Genomic DNA, 20,566 nt, shown 5'->3' on the forward strand with positions numbered 1-20,566 from the left:
GGTTTTCGCTTAACCTTCCTTGGATTGGTGGTCAGATGCCCTACGGGCGGCTTCAGCTGCAGGAGTTCCTGGGCGTCTCTTCTCCACCCATCCCTCAATATTGCGCTGCTTGCCTCCGGAGACGGCAAGAGCTCCCGGAGGAACGTCTTCTCTGATTACTGTACCTGCTCCAGAGTACGCACCATCACCGACCGTCACTGGAGCGATAAACATCGTGTCAGAACCTGTTCTGACGTGGGAGCCTATGGTTGTGTGGTGCTTTTCTACGCCGTCGTAGTTTACAAAGACACTTGAGGCCCCAATATTGGAATATTCACCTACTGTGGCGTCACCGATATAGGACAAATGAGGCACTCTGGAGCCGCGGCCAATCTGAGCATTCTTGGCTTCCACGAAACCACCCAATTTACCTTCTTCGCCGACGATGGTTCCTGGGCGGATATAGGTGAATGGGCCAACAGAAGCACGCGCCTTAATCTCTGAATCCATAGCGTGGGTTCGTATGACGTGAGCCCCTTCTCCCACCACCATGTTGATGAGGGTGCTATCCGGGCCGACCTCCACGTTGTCAGCGATTGTGGTGCTGCCGCGTAGCTGGGTGCCCGGGTAAATGGTGACGTCTTTGCCCACGGTCACGTCTACGTCGATCCAGGTGGTGGCAGGATCAATAACGGTAGCGCCACCGCGCATGGCTGCCTCTACGGTGCGGGTGTTGAGCCTTTTAGCGGCCTCAGCAAGCTGTACGCGGTCGTTGACTCCGCCGAGTTCGTGAGGGTCTGCCACCGGGTAGGCCCGGACAGTGTGTCCCTCGCTTCTTGCGATGCCGAGGACGTCGGTCAAATACAGCTCGCCTTGCGCATTGTCCGTGTCCAGCTGTGTCAAACTATGCGCGAGGATGCGAGCGTCGAACGCAAAAACACCCGAGTTGACTTCCTGGATGCTGAGGGTCTTGCTATCGGCATCTTTTTGCTCGACGATAGCTGCAACAGAGTGCGACTCGTCGCGGACAATACGACCATAACCGGTAGGATCATCCAAACGCATCGTGAGCACCGTGACCGCGGTAGGTGCCTCGCGGTGGAACTCCGCTAGCTCAGAAAGTGTCTCCGGGCGCAGCAGGGGAACATCGGCATTAGTAACCAGAATGGTGCCCGAGAAATCTTTGAGCTGATCCATAGCACACTGCACGGCGTGTCCAGTGCCTTTTTGCTCTTCCTGAACCGCGATGCTGATCTCTCGGCCTAGTTCCGATGCAACATGTTCTACCGCAGGGGCGACTTGGTCTCTCCCGTGACCAACAACAGCGACTATGCGTTCAGGGGAGACCCCCGCTGCTGCATGCAAGGAGTGGGAAAGCAACGATCGTCCGCCGATCGAATGCAGAGTTTTCTGCAGCTCAGATTTCATTCGGGTGCCGGCCCCAGCCGCTAAGACGACTACCGCCACCGCCTCGGCAGGTGTAGGTGTGCTCACAGGTGCACGTTCTCCTTGATCGATCACATTGAGTATTACGTGTAAAGAGTCTACTTGCTCATCTTGTCAGCACAACGTTTTTTGCCGCTAGCGGATATACGGTGCAGAAGCGACAGAGGACGAAAACGAAAAGATGGGTTGTGTTCTACAAGGGTCCCTATCACTGTTTCTGTGCCATGAACAGACGACAGCTCTGCGACGCAGCGGTATTAGCAGCTACGATGAGGTGCTGAGCTTCCTCAACTTTATTGACGGTATTGGAGAAAGGCGCTTATGCAGCTGAATCGACGGTCCTTCCTAGCGCTCGGCGGCCTGGCAAGTGCAACAGCTGCTGGCATGAGCCTTTCTGGGTGCGGGAAAGAAGAACGAGGGCGTGAGAAGACTAGGAAGAAGTTACCGAGTCCACGGGGTTGGGACGGGCAAACTCGTGCATTGCCTATTCCGCCGCTGGCACCGGACCAAGAATCTGGAATGCAACGAACCTTTACTTTGACCACGCAACGAGGAGAATCAGAGATTCTTCCGGGGATTAAGACTCCGACATGGGGGTTTAATGGATCGCACCTTGGTCCAACAATCCGCGCATCGCGAGGCGACGCTGTATCGCTTACGGTGCTCAATGAACTCACCGAAGAAACCGCTGTGCACTGGCACGGCATGCTTTTACCCGCTCGTGCTGATGGAGGTCCGCATTCTCCCATTGCGCCAGGGAAGAAGTGGACTGCGAGCTACACAGTAGAACAGCCTGCCGCCACACTGTGGTACCACCCTCATCCTCATGGGGAAACTGGGCTGCAGGCATATCGAGGCTTGGCTGGAATGATCATCCTTGAAGACGACGTTTCAAAGTCTCTTGATCTGCCTCAGGAGTATGGGGTAGACGATGTGCCCTTGATTCTCATGGACGCGAATTTTACGGAAGCCGGCGTTCTCGACGAGACGATCGATGACACGGTAGGGCTTTTAGGCGACGTTCCCTATGTCAACGGCATAACTAATCCACACTTCCAGGCAACAACGCGCCGGGTTCGCTTTCGAATTTTATGTGGTTCGACGATGCGGTTTCATAACCTTGCGCTTTCCGATTCACGCTCGTTCCATATCATTGCCTCTGACTCAGGGCTTTTAGAGTCTCCCCAAGAAGCAACGAGTGTCATGCTTGGCCCTGGTGAAAGAGTGGAAATAGTTGTAGATATTGCCCCGGGGGAAGAAGTATCGTTGCAGTCCATCGGCTTTGCGGATCATCTTGGGGTTCCGCAAGACGAGTACACGGCTAAATTTCGACTCCACGATGCACATGAAGTCTTGTTGATCAAGGGGCCTGAAAGCAGCGCTCCTGAACCGCAACAATTGCCTCAGGTACTAGATACCTCGGCCGGTGAGTTGCCTAACACAGAGCATTCGATCGAGCGCACTTTTGTTCTTAACACGTTTCAGATAAATGAGCAGTCGATGGACATGCATCGAGTGGACATTGCTATTGCGCATTCAGATCCGGAAAAATGGGTTGTGACCAACGGAAATTCCGATTGGATACACAACTTTCATATACACAACTGTGCGTTCAAAGTTCTGAGTTTAAACGGCACAGATGCCGTCGTAACAACGCAAGGCTGGAAAGATACCATCACCCTGCCTCCAGGAGCTACGGCGACTCTTGCCGTGGTCTTTGGACAGTATAGGGATAATCATTACCCCTATATGTATCACTGCCATATGTTGTTCCATGAGGATCAAGGGATGATGGGGCAGTACATGATGCTTAATAAAGGGGAAAAGCCCGACCTACGTACGGATTACACGCTGACACATTCAGCAGGAGAACACAGACATAGCCACTAATACGTGGTATGGCGACGATCTGGTTACCCAAAAATAGCTAAGTAGTGAAAGCTATACGCAGTAATATATTTTATCAGCAATAAGGACAACAGTAGTGTCTTTGGAATCTCGTCGTTCTGTTTCTACCGATGCTCGGAATTCTCCTATGCACGGCAACAAGTCTGGTCATGGTTCGAGTATTCCTCTTCCGCCAGCGGGCCCTGCATGGTTTCCCTCTGTGATGGGAACCGGGCTTTTGGCAAACTTGCTTCATACTCATGCGCCCCATCTGCTCGGCGCTCATATCCTTTCTGCTGTTGTGCTGGGGATTGCATGGGTGCTGTTGATTGGTTTGACCTTTGGCTTTGCCTTTCGCGTTGTGCGTAAACCCAGTGTTTTTAGTCGTTCGATAACAGATTTCTCACAAATGCCGTTTTGGGCGACGGTCTCTATGGGGTATCTCTCAGAGGGATCTGCAAGTACCGTAGTCGTTCCTTCTTTCGCCCCAGGATTATTAGGTTTTGTGTGGGGACTTAATACTGGGATGTGGGTGTTTGGCACTGTTGTGGGCGTGTGCTCAGCGTTTGGGTTTGCGGCCCGTTTGATAGGCGTAGACCGTGGCGCACCTACAACCATTTGGGGCTTGGCCGTAGTGGGGCCCATGGTTTCTTCCACGACGGGAGCCAACTTGGTGCCGCATGTGTCGGAGACTCTTGATCCTTACGTGCAGGTTGTCTCCATCGCTTGCTTTTTCCTCTCGCTGTTTGTCGGCTCTATTATTTTCGCTTGTTCCTACAACCATCAATGGCGGGTAGAACCGATCCCTGTTGTTGCGTCCGTATCGGCATGGATACCCCTGGGCGTGGTAGGACAATCGACGGCCGCAGCACAAGCGATGGCCTTTCAGACTGACCACCTTGTACTCCCGGAGACTCAAGCAGCCATGCATAATTTGGCCAATCTTTACGGCTGGATCATGCTCATCGTGGGGATTCCTCTCGTGATATTTGCCGTGGCGATGACTATACGAGGTTTCTACCTGCGAATGCCTTTTACTCCGGGATGGTGGGCGATGACATTCCCCCTTGGCACTTTGGCGCTGGGAGCCACGCTGTTTGCCCGAGGTACCGGGTTAAGCTTTTTTACGTGGCTGGGTGCTTTTGGCACCGTTTGTTTGATGGGGACGGTGACGCTGTGCTTGGTGACGTCGACACGCGCGGTGATTATGCAGTCGCGAGGAGGACCTGTAACAAAATCCTCGGGGGTGTAATCCTAAAATTTCCAAAGGAGAGAAAATATTGTATGATCTCCTTCGGTGGTTCCGCCTAATGCTTTAAGCATTATCGGTGGCCTCATCTTTCCCCATGGTGTAATCGGCAACACTACGGTTTTTGGTACCGTCATTCTAGGTTCGAGTCCTGGTGGGGAAGCAATCTTTGCCCCGTCTTCACTCACGTGGAGCCGGGGTTTTGTATATGGAAGAACTGTTTGGCGGTTTCTAGTGGGTTGTCAAGCAGCATAAACAGCGTTTGCGTAGGACACGATAAGGTAGTGGATATGGTCCGAAAGCGAATGACTGGAAAAGAACGTCGAGAACAACTCATTGTGGTCGGGCGCAGCGTGTTTTCTGAGCGCGGTTTTGAGGGGACGAGCGTAGAAGAAATTGCTGCTCGTGCGGGTGTGTCCAAGCCAGTGGTGTACGAGCACTTTGGGGGCAAAGAAGGGCTCTATGCTGTAGTCGTTGACCGTGAGATGCTTCGGCTAGAAAAAGCGATTACCGACTCTTTGCAGACTGGTCGTTCGCGGGCTCGCATCGAACAAGCCGTGCTGGGGTTGCTTACGTATGTGGAAGAAGATACTGATGGCTTCCAGATTCTGGTACGAGATATGAAGGCGGGCCAGGCTCGTAGCTATTCCACATTGCTTAACGACGCCGTCGTGCAGGTCTCGTATCTTCTGGAACAGGCTTTTGAACGATCAGAGCTGGATCCCAAGAACGCTGTTCTGTATGCCCAGGCGCTTGTGGGAATGGTCTCCATGACCGCTCAATGGTGGTTGGATCAAAAAGAAGAGCTCGGTGGGCCCACAAAAGAAGAGGTTGCGGCTCATATAGTGAATCTTTGTTGGAATGGTCTGGCCGGTATGGAGCCTGAACCGTCCTTGTCTGAAATCGGAAACAAGCCAGAGACCTTAGGTTCCCACTAAAAAGCTTTATTTTCACCGGCTCTCTTGTGAGCAATCGGGGATAGATCACCCAAGTCTTTGTCGTAGTTTTGAGGAGTTTCTTGTTGTCAACTGATAACGCAGCCGCTAACAGCCACCATCCCGCTATGCTTGCGGGGCTACTCAAAGTTGCGGCGACAGACCCCAAAATCAAGGGACTGCTGGAACACGTTGGTGACCCAGCGCTGCATATTACTGGCATAGATCAATCTCGTCCCTGGGCTATCGGAGCGTTATCTCACCGAGCCCCAGTACTCGTTATCACGGCGACCGGGCGTGAAGCCGAGGATCTCACTGCGGAACTTCGGGCAATGCTGGGGGACTCTGTAGCCTGGTTCCCCGCATGGGAGACTCTTCCTCACGAGCGTCTTAGCCCAGCTGCCGATGTTGCGGGTCAGAGGGCTAGGATCTTGTCACATCTGAATGATCTGCGCGTGGTGGTGACAGCCGCACGCGGCATTAGCCAACCGATTCTTCAGAACGCAGAGGGGCGTAATGCCCTCCTTCTTGAGGCTGAAAAAGATTATGACTTAGAAGAGCTCACTCGACAGCTCGTTTTTAGGGCTTATCAGCACGTTGATCTTGTGGCTAAGCGCGGGGAGTTTGCTACTCGAGGCGGAATCCTCGATATATTCCCCACGACGATGGATCGACCTGTTCGCTTAGAATTCTGGGGAGACGAGATCACGGAGATCCGGGAATTCTCAGTGGCTGACCAGCGGGCAATCCCGGATTCTTCCCACGGAGCTGTGGAAATTTTCCCTGCTCGCGAACTCCTCGTCACACCCGCCGTGGCAGAGCGCGCCGGCGATTTAGCGTTGAAGTATCAGGGAAACCCCACGCTGCAAGAACTCTTATCCAAGCTGGCGGAGGGCACTCCGGCAGACGGCATGGAAGCGCTTATCCCAGCGCTCGTAGATACCCCTTTGGTTACTCTTCCTGAGCTCATGCCACAGGGCACACACGTGATAGCAGTCGGCCCAGAAAAAATTCGCACCAGGGTGGCGGATTTGCAGGCCACCGACGCAGAGTTCCTTGCAGCGGGATGGGAGGCCGCAGCAATGGGTGCCGCTGGGCCGGTTGCTGCCCAAGGACTAGACCTAGAAGCTAGCTCTTATCGCTCGTATGAGTCTTTAGAAATATCCGCGCGCCAGGCGGGGTGCTCATGGTGGACCTTTGCGCCTTCCGGCATGTTTGAAGCAGACGATGCGGAAACTCTTCCCCTCGACTTTGAAGCAGGTCCCACCCCGCGCGGTGATCTCTCTCAGATTGAAGAGATGATGTCCCTGCTGCTAGCCCATACCACCGCAGGCGGTAGGGCTGCCTTTATCGCCCCAGCTAAGGGTGCGATCAAACGCATGGTGGATAGGTTCAAGGAAAAAGGCATCCCCACAAAGGTAGCCACACCGGGCTGGGAGCCCACGCCGGGAGAAGTGACTCTCTACCAGGCGCTTAGCCACGCGGGCCTCGTCTTTCCCAAAGTCCGTAAAAAAGCTGGAACCGAGGCATTGCCTCTTGTCGTCGTCACAGAGACCGATCTCACCGGTAACCGCGTGGGCGATATCGCAGGAGCAAAGCGTCGTCCAGCTAAACGACGCAACCGCGTAGATCCGCTCGCGCTGAAGACCGGCGACTTTGTGGTGCATGAAACCCACGGCATCGGTCGATTCCTCAAAATGACCGAGCGCACGATTACGTCAGGGGACGAGACCTCGCGACGGGAATACATCGTTCTGGAATACGCACCGGCAAAACGCGGGCAGCCCGCAGATCAGCTTTTTGTTCCCATGGACTCCCTTGATCTCCTGAGCAAATACGTGGGAGGCGAGAAACCCTCGTTATCCAAGATGGGGGGCTCCGATTGGAAGAACACTAAGAAAAAGGCCCGCGCTGCAGTTCGGGAAATCGCCGGTGAACTCGTTGAGCTTTATGCCAAGCGACAATCCGCGCCGGGACACCCCTTTGCACCTGATTCCCCCTGGCAACATGAGATGGAAGACAACTTTCCATACGTTGAAACTGAAGACCAGATGATGGCCATCGAGGCGGTCAAAGCGGATATGGAAAAACCCGTCCCTATGGATCGCGTCATCGTAGGAGACGTGGGGTACGGCAAGACAGAAGTTGCTGTGAGAGCCGCTTTTAAGGCTGTTCAGGATGGCAAACAAGTGGTAGTCCTCGTTCCTACCACGTTGCTAGCGCAGCAGCATCTGTCCACGTTTGATGAACGTATGGCCGGATTCCCGGTGAATCTGCGTGGCTTAAGCCGTTTTACCTCCACGATTGAAGCAAAAGAAACCATAAAAGGGCTTGCCGACGGAACCGTGGATATCGTGATCGGTACGCATCGCCTGCTTCAAACAGGAATTCAGTGGAAGAACCTCGGACTGGTCATCGTCGATGAGGAACAACGTTTTGGTGTGGAGCATAAAGAACACATCAAAGCACTGCGTACTCATGTCGATGTGCTGACAATGTCTGCCACACCGATCCCACGAACTTTGGAAATGTCTATGGCTGGGATACGCGAGATGTCGACCATTTTGACTCCTCCCGAGGATCGCCACCCCATCTTGACGTATGTTGGCGCACAAGAAGATAAACAAATCGCTGCAGCTATCCGGCGCGAGTTATTGCGTGACGGCCAGGTGTTCTTTGTGCATAACAAGGTCTCCGATATTGAAAAGAAAGCTAGAGACCTGCGAGACCTAGTGCCGGAAGCTCGTATTGTTGTTGCGCATGGTCAGATGAGTGAGGAACTGCTGGAACAAACTGTCCAGGGGTTCTGGGATCGTGAATTTGATGTGCTGGTGTGCACCACCATCGTGGAGACTGGTTTGGATATTGCCAATGCCAACACCCTCATCGTGGAGAACGCACATCATATGGGACTTTCGCAGCTTCATCAGCTGCGCGGACGCGTAGGGCGTTCCCGGGAACGTGGTTACGCGTACTTCCTGTATCCCAAGGGACAAACACTGACGGAAAACTCCTACGACCGCCTGGCCACCATCGCTCAGAACAACGATTTGGGTGCTGGTATGGCAGTGGCCATGAAAGACCTGGAAATGCGAGGCGCCGGTAACGTACTTGGTGCGCAGCAATCTGGCCATATCGCAGGCGTAGGCTTTGATCTTTATGTGAGACTTGTCGGTGAAGCCGTGGAGGCCTACCGAGCCCTTGCAGACGGAAAAATCATCGATGCCACCGATGACGGGCCAAAAGAAATCCGCATCGATTTGCCGGTGGATGCGCACATCCCAGAGTCGTATATCAACGCAGAACGACTCCGGCTTGAGGTGTATAGGAAGCTGGCGGCGTCGCAAAGCAATGCCGATCTGATACTCGCAGTAGAAGAGATGGAGGATCGCTACGGACCATTGCCTGAAGAGGTCAAACGCCTCCTGGCTGTGGCTCGGCTACGGCACCTCGCCAGATCCGCGGGCATCAGCGACATTGGTGTGCAGGGAACGCGGATCAAGATTCATCCGGTGGAACTCCCAGATTCCAAACAAGTCCGGCTTAAACGGCTACTGCCTTCCGCGACATACCGCGCTGCGGCTAAGGCTATCCAGCTGTCCTTTCCTAAGGAGGGCCGCAACGTTACCGATAAGCCGCTTCGCGACGTCGCCCTCCTCCAATGGGTAGCAGACTTCCTATCGGAAATGTTTGAAATACCACGCATCTCAGTTACTGGGGAAGCCGTGCCTGAAAAAATCATCTCCGTGGGGGAATCACCCAGCCCTGGGCGGGCGCGCACTGCTCAACGTACCGTCACTAGACGGAGCGAGCGTAATGACGACGAGGACTATGAGGACAAACGTGAAGCGCGTAGGAGGAAGTATCGGATGCGTTGATAACGCTGTGAAAGCACCAGCGCAGTAAGGCTCCGGAATATACACGGGAGTAGTTCTTATCCCATTAAGTTGTACGAGCTAAAAAGAAAAGGCCACACTGTTGAATGAACTAGCCCCCGTTAGTTGGACTGAGAAAACAGTGTGGCCTTTGGAATTGGCTTTTTAGAGAGACATAGTCCCAGTGATAATGCCGTAGATTCCGTAGCACCCTGCAACTGCGATGAGCGAAACCACTACCCACTCGAATGCGTTGAAAACAGGTTCCTTTTTATAGAGGCGGGTCCCTACATAGGGGATAAGGCCGGGAAGAACCGCCAAGGCGCCGAAGAGCACGTACTTCAGATCCGCGGCGTAGAACAGCCACAGCGAGTACACAAAGGCAAGGAGCGCCACAGCGAGATGGCGACGATTCTCTTTATGGCTGACCTCTGGGCCAGAATCATCAAAGCGAGTGCCTGCTGCAGGGTGCGAAATCCCTTTGCCTCGAGTCGCTAACAAGATGAGATAGAACGCTGAGAAAACATAGGGGACGAGGTATAAAACAGTGGCGAGCTGAACCATAGACACGTATGTGGTCTGGTTGATAAAGAAGACGATCACCCAGAGTTGAATTACTGTTGTAGAAATCAACTGGGCTACCCAAGGTGCACCGGAGGCATTGATTTTTCCAAGCTGTCGGGGGAGTAGTCCGTCGAAGGCCATCATGGCTACTGGTTCCGCGCAAAGCATCTGCCAGGAGACATACGCGCCGAGAACACTCAGACACAGGCCAATGGAGACCAGTCCTGCGCCCCAGGGGCCGACGACAGCCTCCAACACATAAGCCATCGAGTTGTTAGGAAGGGCTGCGAGCTCTTCACGTGTGAGCACACCATAGGACAGGGTTGCTACGGTGACGAGCAAAAGTAGCACTGTAAAGAAACCGAATACGGTAGCGCGTCCGACGTCGGCACGCGTGCGGGCTTGCTTGGAATACACTGAGGCGCCTTCAACACCGATGAATACCCATACAGTGAAAAGCATGATGCCTTGGACCTGGTCAAAAACGGAGGCTCCGGTGGAATTGCCCCAGAAATCAAAGGTGAATTTATCCCAGCTGAAGCCCAAGAACATGACCAATATGATAAATGCCAGGATAGGAAGCAACTTGGCTACCGTGGTGACCGCATTCATAAAAGCGGCCTGCTTAATTCCGAGAGACAGAACAGCAAAGATAAGCCATGTCATCAGAGACACTGCAATGGCAGAGGCCAGGCGATGGTCCGTATTAAAAAGCGGAATGTAGTGTCCTAGCGTGGAGAAGAACAACGTGGCATATCCAACTTGTGCGATGACACTGCCTAGCCAGTAGCCCCAACCCGAGGTAAACCCGATGAAGTCGCCTAATCCTGCGCGCACATAGGAGTAGACACCGGAGTCAAGGTGTGGTTTGCGATGCGCGAGTATCTGGAACACAAAGGCCACTGCCAGCATGCCTACGCCTGCGATGACCCAGCCGATGAACATCGCTCCCGGCGCCGCCACTGATGCAATATTTTGCGGCAAAGAAAAGATTCCTGAGCCGACAGTCGAACCGATGATTAGGCCGATGAGAGTCCAGATGCGAACCGTGTGCTGTGATTTCTTGTCAGCGCTGGAGGCTGCAAGGCTCATGGATACCTCATTACGTATGAAACAAAATAACTAGGGACTTGGGGGAACACACTGCACTCAATTAACGAGAGGACTAAGGCTGAAAACAAAATACATGTATTCACTCAGTAGAAAAGTAAGGCTTTTCAGTCCTACGAATCTTACACTCTGCGTGAACTACTCAATATTGAAGCAACTGAACCAGGCTTTGGTTGCTCATCGATTGTTGGTCCTTATTCAGTAACGAGTTGTAGGCAGGGGTGAGGGCTTAGGATTATTGAACATGATGGTTCTCCTCCTAGACCCGCGCTGGCCCACAATGGTTCCTGTAGAAATATTAAAGAAACTCTCAGGAAAAATCACATTTACAGATGACGTGCCGGTACAGGCTCAAAGAATTCTTGCGAAATGTGTGCAAGCGGGGACAGAAGAGATCGTTGCGAGTACCAACGAAGCGGATCCTGTTGTTGTTAAGACAATCGACCGTGGTGCGCAAATACTCGAGGTTGCTTCCCGGAAGGAAGTCGTGAGGCAGGCGCGCGTTGTGATGGCTCACGCACTACGCCGCGGAGAATGGGAACAGATGCAAACCCATCATTCACTCATCCCTTATCTTGAGGAAGAAAGTGCGGAAGTAATCCACGCTATCCGTGAGGGGGCTTTGGATGAAGAACTGATGGAGGAGCTCGGCGATGTGCTGTTGCAGGTGCTATTCCACGCGGAGATAGCGGCTAGGAGGGGATCCTTTGATTTTGAGGATGTGGCAGCCAGTTTTGTTCAAAAGATGAAAAAGCGTCAGCCCTATCTTTTTGACGGTTCCACGGGCGTGGTTCCTGTCTCTGAGCAGGAGCGGTTATGGTCCGCTGGGAAGCGAAAAACTGGGAAGTAACGTTAACTTATCGACGCAACCGTAGGTGGGGTGTGAAGTAACCGGTAGAGTACTGCCTTAGTCCTCCGAAGGCCTTTTTCTGTAGAATAACTCGCCATGGGTTCAGGATTTCGCCGCGCAGCAGGATGCGGGATGGGTGTTGTGTTGTCGGTGATCCTCGTTATTTCTCTTGTGGGATGGGCTCTTTCTTTCTTAGAGGGAGAGTCTCCTGTACGGCAGCTACAAGACGTTCCAACGTCGGTGCCACCAGCTAGAGCGGCGGAGGTTCCTCGGATAGATATACATGCTCCGGGGCGAACATCTGACAAGCTTGCTTTTTGGGCCGATCCTATTGCGGCTGATACGTCGATAAGCTCTGCAGCTATACGCGCGTATGCTAACGCGGAGCTTATCGCTGCAGAGTCTTGGCCGGAATGTCATTTAAGCTGGGGGACGCTTGCAGGACTGGGGTATGTGGAAACTCGGCATGGGACATACTCAGGTCATCTGTTTGAAAGTCGAGAAATAGACTCCAACGGTTTTGTTCTGCCTCCGATTATCGGAGTTCCGCTTGATGGATCACCCGGTTTTGCAAAGGTCCCTGATACGGATAACGGACGTCTTGATGGAGACACCGTATATGACCGAGCGGTTGGTCCTATGCAATTCATCCCTGAAACATGGAAAAAGTACGGACGCGACGCTAATGGTGATGGTGTAGCGGATCCCAATCAGATCGACGACGCGGCTCTGAGTGCTGCGAATATGCTATGCGACGGTCGGGATTTAGCCACTAAAGAAGGATGGACGTCGGCGTTGCATGCATACAATATGTCTAATGACTATTTAATTAAGGTGCGGAACGCTGCAGCTTCCTACGCGTTGCGTCAGCCGGCTGTGTAATAACTCACGTCTACTGCCCGCCAAAATTTCCGAATTGTTGGCATAATTGGATATGTACGCGTGATTCGGACAGTTGATGTTTGATTGGTCAACATTTTTGCAAAGAACGTTTTTCCATGATGGAACTTCTTTGAAGGAAAAGATCATTCTTATGATGTGCTGGGACCAACATCACGTGATTAACTTGCAAAGCAAGAACAACTTGCATCCACAACGCATTAGGAGCTAAACAGTGGCTGACATTATGCACGTTTTCGCACGCGAGATCCTCGATTCCCGCGGTAATCCCACCGTCGAGGCAGAGGTTTTCCTTGATGATGGGGCTCATGGCATCGCTGGTGTCCCTTCGGGTGCATCGACAGGCATCCATGAGGCACATGAGCTTCGCGATGGCGGCGATCGTTACTTGGGTAAAGGCGTTCTCAATGCCGTCAATAACATCAACGAGGAAATCGCTGACGCTATTGCAGGTGCAGAGGCTGATGATCAGCGCCTTATCGACCAAGCCATGATCGCTCTCGACGGAACTGAGAACAAGTCGCGTCTGGGTGCTAATGCCATCTTGGGTGTTTCCATGGCTGTGGCCAAGGCTGCCGCAGAGTCTGCAGGTCTTCCGCTGTACCGTTACGTCGGCGGCCCAAACGCACATCTTCTGCCTGTTCCGATGATGAACATTGTCAATGGTGGCGCACATGCTGACTCTGGCGTGGACGTCCAGGAGTTCATGATTGCGCCTATCGGTGCTGAGAGCTTCTCCGAGGCCTTGCGGATGGGTGCAGAGGTCTATCACTCACTTAAATCTGTGATCAAATCTAAAGGTCTATCCACGGGGCTTGGCGACGAGGGCGGCTTCGCACCTTCCGTAGAGTCCACCAAGGCTGCTCTTGACCTTATTGTTGAAGCAATCGAAAAGGCTGGCATGAAGCCAGGTACCGATATCGCTCTGGCTCTGGATGTTGCTTCCTCGGAATTCTTCAAAGACGGTAAGTACCACTTTGAGGGCGGCGAGCATACCGCCGAGGAGATGGCAAAAGTTTATGCAGATCTCATTGAGCAGTACCCAATTGTGTCTATCGAGGACCCCCTACAAGAAGACGATTGGGAGGGCTACACCAACCTCACCGCGGCTATCGGCGATAAGGTACAAATCGTTGGTGACGACTTCTTTGTAACTAACCCTGCTCGTCTGCAGGAAGGTATTGATAAAAAGGCTGCTAACGCGCTTTTGGTGAAGGTTAACCAGATTGGCACCCTGACTGAAACCTTCGACGCTGTTGATCTTGCTCACCGCAATGGTTACCGCACAATGATGTCTCACCGTTCCGGAGAGACGGAAGATACTACGATTGCAGACCTTTCGGTTGCCCTCGGATGTGGTCAAATTAAGACCGGAGCACCCGCTCGCTCCGAACGTGTGGCAAAATATAATCAGCTGCTGCGTATTGAGCAGGAGCTAGGAGACGCTGCTGTGTATGCAGGTCGTTCTGCATTCCCGCGTTTCCGCGACTAAACATAGGTTAGGTCAGAAGGTCACGTGGGTATCAAATACTTTGATACCCAAGATAGGCGCCGTGGGTTTTCTTAGAATATAGGAAAACCTACGGCGCTGATTCTATTGTTAAAGATGTTTTGTGTGGCGTTAAGCGGCGGGGGCGCAGATAACGCTAGACTGTTGCTCCTATGGTGATTAAGAAAAAGCGTGCGGTTCCGGTAGTCAACCGCCCTGAGCGAACGCGTGGGTTCAAACTACCGCGGAAGCGTATTCACCTGCACGCCAGAGGTCTGATCATTGTGGGGATAGTCCTAGTGATCCTTGTTGTGATGATTTTTCGGCCCCTTCACACATACATGATGCAGCGGGCCGACATTGCTCGTCTCACCTCTTCGATCGAACAGAAGCAGCAAAAGAAGGACGATCTGCTCTCGGAGTTAGACAAATACAAGTCCGATGCTTACATCAGGGAACAAGCGCGTACACGACTTGGCGTCATTGCACGTGGGGAACGTGCGTACCGAGTGCTGACCCCAGAACTCGAAGCTAAAGAGCCCATGGGGGGAGGGGAGAACATCAACCATGATGACTCACGCCCGTGGTTTGAAAAGCTGTGGGATTCCGTGAGTATCCCGGAAGCATCTGAGGAAGAAACCGGAGGAGCGGATGGTCCAGAAATGCACCTTCCCCTCATCCCCACAGAAGCTCCGGCTCCGCCTGTCACACCTTAACCCTATGCGCATTAGGTGATCCAAAATCGAAGTTTCACGTTTGGCGTGAGACAATACACCTTATGAGTGTTTCCCAAGCCGATCTTTCTGTAGTTGCCGAACAACTGGGCCGTATGCCGCGCGGAGTGATAGAAATTTCTTATCGCACGCCCGATGGGGTTCCTGGAGTCGTGATGACTACTCCTAAGCTTGACGACGGTACCCCCTTTCCTACTCTCTACTACCTCACTGAGCCCCGTCTTACCGCAGAAGCATCTCGCTTAGAAGTCGCTCATGTAATGAAGTGGATGACCGATCGTCTAGAAAATGACGAAGAATTGCGTGCTGATTACCTCAAGGCTCATGAACATTTCTTGGCTAAAAGAAATGCAATTGAGGATTTAGGGACAGATTTCTCTGGTGGGGGCATGCCCGATCGGGTGAAATGCCTGCATGTTCTTATCGCCTATGCATTAGCGGAGGGACCGGAACACTTCAGACTGGGTACGGAGGCCGTAGCTATGGCTGCCGAGCACGCTGGCTTGCGTGGAAGTGCTATCCCAGAAGATTGGCCCACGTGCTCGGATCTGGGAATCAACCTTTCAGATTTTGACTTCAGTCACGCAGACGTTCCTGGAGGGGCCCAGTGACCAAGTTTGCCGCTGTTGATTGCGGTACAAACTCAATCAGGCTGCTGATCAGCGAAGTACATAATGGTGTTGCTACCGATGTATGCCGGTTGATGGAAATAGTACGCCTAGGGAAGGGTGTGGATGGTACTGGTGAATTAGCCCCAGAATCTATAGAGCGTGCTCGTTTAGCTCTTGCTCGTTATGTAGAACTTATGAAAGAACACGGTGTACAAGCCGTGCGTATGGTAGCTACTTCCGCAACTCGGGATGCACGGAACAAAGATGATTTCTTTGCCATGACTGGTAGCCTCCTGGGCCAGATCACTCCTGGAGCGCGGGCGGAAGTAATTAGCGGTGAGGAAGAAGCTTCCTTGTCTTTCCGTGGTGCAGTTTCGGATCTAGAGGGCGAATCTGGACCGTTTTGTGTCATTGACCTGGGAGGAGGCTCTACCGAATTTATCGTAGGGGAGTCTGGGGGCGAGATTTATGGTTCGCATTCTGCTCAAATGGGCTGTGTGCGGCTCACAGAGCGCATTATGCGGGCAGACCCTCCCACGGACACCGAGATTGAGATAGCTCGTGATTACGTAACCGAGCGTATTGAGCAAGTAGAGAAAATTGTTCCTATTGAGAAAGCTTCTACGTTTGTGGGCTGTGCAGGTACGTTCACTACGCTTGCTGCCATGGCGTTGGGGCTAGAATCTTATGATCCTGGCGCCATACATGATGCTCGACTGCGTTTGGACGCGCTTCAGGTGATAACCGCGCAGTTGATTGCGGAAACAGCTGCGCAACGAGCAGCCCATCCCGTGATGCATCCTGGGCGTGCAGATGTTATTGCGGGTGGTTCCGTGGTAGTGGACGGCGTTTTGGATATGCTTCGTCGCAAGGCTGTAGTTGACCGGATTGTTATTTCTGAAAAAGATATTCTGGACGGAATTATTGCTGGATTAGCAGAAGCGCATGAACAGGCGCCCCCGGTGTGAGAACCTAGGTTTTGAGTACGTGCCACATTCGGTCTAAACTAAGCAGGCGCGTTGCCCCCATAGCCCAATCGGCAGAGGCAGTCGACTTAAAATCGATTCAGTCTGGGTTCGAGTCCCAGTGGGGGCACAGCAGGAGCATCCCAGTTGCGACCTAATTTGCTGGGATGCTCTTTTTTTTGCATTTATGGGGCGGGGATTGCTGATGCAATACAGCGGGAAACCGATTGGAAGGAAATACACAGCGGATTGGCAGCTACGCCCGAGGGGTTTGCAAGGGACCGGTTTTAGCATGAGGTCATTGAAAAAAGGAGTAGCGCCATCAAGTGTGGCTCTACGTAAAAAAATCGGTCCTTTACCATCCTTGAAAGGCAGAGCTATGACTTACGATAACGTTCGATTCCAATCTTCAGCTGCGGCGAAAAAGGAGTCTTTCGATAGCGCTGTGTATCATCTCGGTGTGATTGATCCTTATGCAGATTCCGCATGGACGTATGTTCTAGAAAATCGCGGTGAACGACATACTGGTGTTACCTCCTTGAGGCCTCTTTCTTATGACAGTTCATATAGAAAATCTCGACTCACTGTCTAGAAAAGTTACGTGCTATTTTCTCTTAAAACCACTGGCGCTGTGATGCGTCCGGTGGTTTTGCTTTTGTGTGAAGTATATTTCTCTATCAACCTATGGAAGTATGCTTAGGGAAACCTATGTTGTAATATGTGGCATAAAGGCACCTTTATGGGGCTACGTAAAATGATTGAGAATATCGAGGAAGTATCTCATCACGTACCACGTGTGGCTTTTGCTTTTCTCGATGGTTAATGATGCGCAAAAAGTATTGCATTTTATGTTAGATGCAGTAGAAAGGGTTAGCGTGACTTCCCATACGTCTAGGTTCGGTAGCACGGTGTTACTTTGGTGCGATCAAGGCACTGCGACTGTCAACGCGCCGGATCGGGTAGTTGCAGTGATGGCTGGGGATATAGTGGTGGCTCCAGTAGGTGCTTTTGTCTCGGGGCATGGGGTGGTATTGCCAATTACGTTCCCAGATTTTCATTTTCAAGGAAATACTAGGCGTATACACTTAGGATCCCGTTGGTCTCATCGTATGGTCTATGAGTTTGCCCGGAGCCTGATGGGGGAGAAGGACTTATCTCCGGAGATAGCAAGCCTTTTTAGTGAGCGTGCATGCCCTCCGCCTGCCCCGCAGTCCGGTGCCGCAAAAATGGTCGCTCAATTACTTGTTGCTAACCCCGCAGATCAGACGTCACTCGTGTCATTTGCCCAACGTTTTCATGTGAGCTCGCGGACATTACAGCGTCAATTCTTGCAGGGAACCGGCTTCACCTTTAGTGAATGGCGTGCGGCTCATCGGGTTTCTGTTGCGGCTACCCTTCTTCCTCATGATTTTACTATCTCAGTAGTCGCGAATTTGGTGGGATTCAGTGCAACGTCATCGTTGACACGAGCTTTTAGAAGGCATACTGGATTGACACCATCTGCTTTTACAGGCAGTGCAACGGGGATGGGAAGCGTAGGAGAGCCTCCACACATTCCTGCGACAACCACCTTTGCTCGTGCTGAGCAGGATCTAGCGTTGTGGATTTATAAAGGTACTGCAACTGTGACTACTCCTGGATATTGTCGTTTTGTGGGCATGGGAGAAACAGTGACTATCCCTTCTGGAACCCACACCAGAGTTGACGTTGCGGCGGGCTCGATAGCGCTGCCGATTCCATTGGCACATGCTAACGAGGGGTTGACGCTCATGGATGCGCTAAAACACTGTTTAAATCCGGCAACCACAGCGGAATTGCGCCCTCTTGCGGCAAACGAGAGAGTTGCTGCGGAAAAGCTTTTGATCCCCAGCCCATAAACGCTCTAGGAAGTAAAGAGCGAGGCATTTTTTAATTACGGGAACAAAAGTGTTACCTGTATCGTTTCTAGGTAGTACATAGAAAATGAATCGGTGCGAAAGGAAAAGTGTCGCCCCATGCGCAGTAGCAATCCGGTCTTAAATTCTCTGACGGGTTCCCGCCAACGACAGACCCAGGCGGGCTACCAGCAGCAGATCGATAACCCCTATGGGGGATATGGTTACAATCAGCTTGATCCGCAGGTTAACGATCGTCCCATGACCGTGGATGACGTTGTCTCTAAAACGGGAATTACCCTTGGAGTCATCATCGCGTTTGCGATCCTTAACTTCGGAATTGCCCAGGTGAATTCCGGCATTGCGTTGATGCTGACGGGCGTCGGCGCTATCGGCGGTCTGATCACTGTTCTGATCTCTTCCTTTGGTCGTAAGTTTGGCTCTGCGCCTATCACCTTGACCTATGCGGCATTTGAGGGATTGTTCGTAGGCGGTATCTCGCTTGTCTTGTCTGGCTGGCTTGTCGGCGGGCAAAACGCTGGAACCTTGATCGGTCAGGCAGTGCTGGGCACTGTTGGCGTTTTCCTGGGAATGCTGTACGTATACAAGACAGGCGCAGTGAAGGTGACGCCTAAGTTCAACCGGATTCTTACCTCCTGCATCATCGGTGTTCTCGTTCTTGTGGTGGGCAACCTGGTGTTGAGCCTCTTCGGCGTGAACCTCGGGCTTTATAGCGGTGGCCCTATCGCCATTATCTTCTCACTCGTATGCATTGGACTAGCGGCGATGAGCTTCTTGCAGGACTTTGATATCGCTGACCGTCTCATCCGTCAGGGAGCTCCTTCCAAGAATGCGTGGGGCGTGGCGCTCGGCTTAGCTGTGACACTTGTGTGGCTGTACACGGAGATTCTCCGTCTCCTGAGCTACTTCAATCAGAGGTAAATAAGAAATACGCATTTTAAGGTGACTGCTTCCTAGGAAGCAGTCACCTTTCTGCGTTATAAGGGAATCATTGCTCCATCGACATAGACATCAGCGAAAACGATAGCTTCGGCACTTTGTAGTGGATTTCTTAAGGTGATTGTTACCGGTGTACGGGGAGTTTTTCCCATTTCTCTGAATCCAGTGCCAACGGCTTCAACAGAACTCCACGAAGACCACGTGATATCAACAACGCGGTCGTCTTTATCGGTGCATGATAAAGAAATTGTGCGAGGTCTAGTAGTCGGAGAACCAACGCAGTCAATGAATGATGGAACCTGTCCAGGCGCTAGGAGAGGAGGCGAAGGTGAGAGAAAAGGCTCACTGGTTACTGTCGTACTGGAATCTGAGCTACTGCGATGTTGGGGTACTCGAGTTGATGGCGACGTCGTCACGCTAGCAGTTAAGCGCGCACTCGTTGCCGTGGCAATCTTTTTAGGTGAGTCCACGTGGGAAGCAGGGGTGCACGCTAATGAGGAAAGGCAAAAGCCCGCTGCAATAAGGGAATAAAAGCAGCGGGCGATGCGGCGCATTAGTTTTTACGCATGGTAGCGGCCTTGGTGGAGTCGTAAGGCTCTGCAGTAACTACGGTCACCGTGATGGTTTTGCCATTGGGTGCAGTGTACTCGCGAGTCTCGCCTTCCTTAGCTCCAACAACTGCAGCACCGAGGGGAGACTGCTCAGAGAAGGTTTCCAGGTCCTTGTTATCGGAGGCTGCCGCACGAGTACCGATGAGGAAGGTTTCCTTATCGTTCTTATCGCCGTTGTAGTAAACGTGCACTACGGAACCGATGTGGGCGACGCCCTCAACGATACCTACACGCTCGGTGGTGGAGTTAGCGAGGATTTCAGAGATCTGCTTGATGCGAGCTTCTTCTTGATCCTGCATTTCACGTGCAGCGTCGTAACCGGCGTTTTCTTTGAGATCGCCTTCCTCGCGGCGCTCGTTGATCTCAGCTGCGACCTCGGGGCGGTGTGCAATAAGTGCATTGAGCTCTTCTTCGAGCTTAGCCTTGGTTTCCGGGGTGATGTACTGCTTTTGGTTTTCGGCCATAATCCGTATCCCTCTACACGTTGGTAATCGAGGCAATCCGCAATGTAAATCAATGGCGGCGAG

General features: G+C 52.4%; 17 protein-coding genes and 1 tRNA gene. 15 read left to right on the forward strand and 3 right to left on the reverse strand.

Annotated features, from left to right (window positions below; genetic code table 11):
• Nucleotides 1–9: 9 nt before the first annotated feature.
• Nucleotides 10–1,407, reverse strand: coding sequence for a bifunctional UDP-N-acetylglucosamine diphosphorylase/glucosamine-1-phosphate N-acetyltransferase GlmU (glmU, locus tag CKV68_RS10415; protein WP_231910477.1), 1,398 nt, complete (start codon nt 1,405–1,407; stop codon nt 10–12).
• A 339-nt stretch (nt 1,408–1,746) separates the two neighbouring features.
• Here glmU and CKV68_RS10420 point away from each other — a divergent pair, with 339 nt between their 5' ends.
• The 4 genes from CKV68_RS10420 (at nt 1,747) to mfd (ending at nt 9,374) form a co-directional block, all read left to right on the forward strand.
• Entirely contained in the window at nt 1,747–3,315 is a 1,569-nt protein-coding gene (locus tag CKV68_RS10420; RefSeq protein WP_095076156.1) for a multicopper oxidase family protein, read from the forward strand.
• Nucleotides 3,316–3,409: 94 nt separating this feature from the next.
• A complete protein-coding gene (locus CKV68_RS10425) occupies nt 3,410–4,564 on the forward strand; it encodes a TDT family transporter (protein WP_095076157.1) in 1,155 nt (384 codons plus the stop codon).
• A 287-nt stretch (nt 4,565–4,851) separates the two neighbouring features.
• Nucleotides 4,852–5,499 carry a TetR/AcrR family transcriptional regulator gene (locus CKV68_RS10435; RefSeq protein ID WP_014525535.1) on the forward strand — a complete coding sequence of 216 codons (648 nt, stop codon included), beginning with the start codon at nt 4,852–4,854 and terminating at the stop codon, nt 5,497–5,499.
• Nucleotides 5,500–5,624: 125 nt separating this feature from the next.
• Entirely contained in the window at nt 5,625–9,374 is a 3,750-nt protein-coding gene (gene mfd, locus CKV68_RS10440) for a transcription-repair coupling factor (RefSeq protein WP_197697117.1), read from the forward strand.
• A gap of 162 nt (nt 9,375–9,536) precedes the next feature.
• On the opposite strand, the gene CKV68_RS10445 is transcribed toward mfd, so the two are convergent.
• Complete coding sequence (locus tag CKV68_RS10445; protein ID WP_095076159.1) at nt 9,537–11,027, reverse strand: amino acid permease; 1,491 nt, start codon at nt 11,025–11,027, stop codon at nt 9,537–9,539.
• Nucleotides 11,028–11,289: 262 nt separating this feature from the next.
• Between CKV68_RS10445 and CKV68_RS10450 the strand changes: the two genes are divergently transcribed.
• The 11 genes from CKV68_RS10450 (at nt 11,290) to CKV68_RS11320 (ending at nt 19,959) form a co-directional block, all read left to right on the forward strand.
• The gene (locus tag CKV68_RS10450; RefSeq protein ID WP_095076160.1) at nt 11,290–11,895 is read left to right on the forward strand and encodes a MazG nucleotide pyrophosphohydrolase domain-containing protein; all 606 of its coding nucleotides are present in this window, start codon (nt 11,290–11,292) and stop codon (nt 11,893–11,895) included.
• A gap of 96 nt (nt 11,896–11,991) precedes the next feature.
• A complete protein-coding gene (locus tag CKV68_RS10455) occupies nt 11,992–12,777 on the forward strand; it encodes a lytic transglycosylase domain-containing protein (RefSeq protein WP_023635417.1) in 786 nt (261 codons plus the stop codon).
• Nucleotides 12,778–13,009: 232 nt separating this feature from the next.
• A complete protein-coding gene (eno, locus tag CKV68_RS10460) occupies nt 13,010–14,287 on the forward strand; it encodes a phosphopyruvate hydratase (protein ID WP_023635418.1) in 1,278 nt (425 codons plus the stop codon).
• 170 nt (nt 14,288–14,457) lie between these two features.
• Nucleotides 14,458–15,000, forward strand: coding sequence for a septum formation initiator family protein (locus CKV68_RS10465; protein WP_013911142.1), 543 nt, complete (start codon nt 14,458–14,460; stop codon nt 14,998–15,000).
• 62 nt (nt 15,001–15,062) lie between these two features.
• The gene (locus tag CKV68_RS10470) at nt 15,063–15,629 is read left to right on the forward strand and encodes a DUF501 domain-containing protein (protein WP_013911143.1); all 567 of its coding nucleotides are present in this window, start codon (nt 15,063–15,065) and stop codon (nt 15,627–15,629) included.
• Complete coding sequence (locus CKV68_RS10475) at nt 15,626–16,597, forward strand: Ppx/GppA phosphatase family protein (RefSeq protein ID WP_013911144.1); 972 nt, start codon at nt 15,626–15,628, stop codon at nt 16,595–16,597. Before CKV68_RS10470 ends, CKV68_RS10475 begins: the two co-directional genes overlap by 4 nt.
• Before the next feature lie 53 nt (nt 16,598–16,650).
• Nucleotides 16,651–16,724 (forward strand) — tRNA-Leu (locus CKV68_RS10480).
• A gap of 249 nt (nt 16,725–16,973) precedes the next feature.
• Nucleotides 16,974–17,186: a hypothetical protein gene (locus CKV68_RS10485; protein ID WP_052099791.1), complete on the forward strand. Its 213-nt coding sequence runs from the start codon at nt 16,974–16,976 to the stop codon at nt 17,184–17,186.
• A 256-nt stretch (nt 17,187–17,442) separates the two neighbouring features.
• Nucleotides 17,443–18,471: an AraC family transcriptional regulator gene (locus CKV68_RS10490; RefSeq protein WP_054314773.1), complete on the forward strand. Its 1,029-nt coding sequence runs from the start codon at nt 17,443–17,445 to the stop codon at nt 18,469–18,471.
• A gap of 117 nt (nt 18,472–18,588) precedes the next feature.
• Entirely contained in the window at nt 18,589–19,410 is an 822-nt protein-coding gene (locus CKV68_RS10495; RefSeq protein WP_013911148.1) for a Bax inhibitor-1/YccA family protein, read from the forward strand.
• A 219-nt stretch (nt 19,411–19,629) separates the two neighbouring features.
• Nucleotides 19,630–19,959, forward strand: coding sequence for a hypothetical protein (locus CKV68_RS11320; RefSeq protein ID WP_171483526.1), 330 nt, complete (start codon nt 19,630–19,632; stop codon nt 19,957–19,959).
• A gap of 22 nt (nt 19,960–19,981) precedes the next feature.
• Here the strand turns inward: CKV68_RS11320 and greA are convergent, their stop codons facing one another.
• A complete protein-coding gene (greA, locus tag CKV68_RS10505) occupies nt 19,982–20,503 on the reverse strand; it encodes a transcription elongation factor GreA (RefSeq protein WP_013911150.1) in 522 nt (173 codons plus the stop codon).
• Nucleotides 20,504–20,566: the final 63 nt, after the last annotated feature.

This window comes from Corynebacterium ulcerans, from assembly GCF_900187135.1.
GTDB classification, from domain to species: Bacteria; Actinomycetota; Actinomycetes; order Mycobacteriales; family Mycobacteriaceae; genus Corynebacterium; species Corynebacterium ulcerans.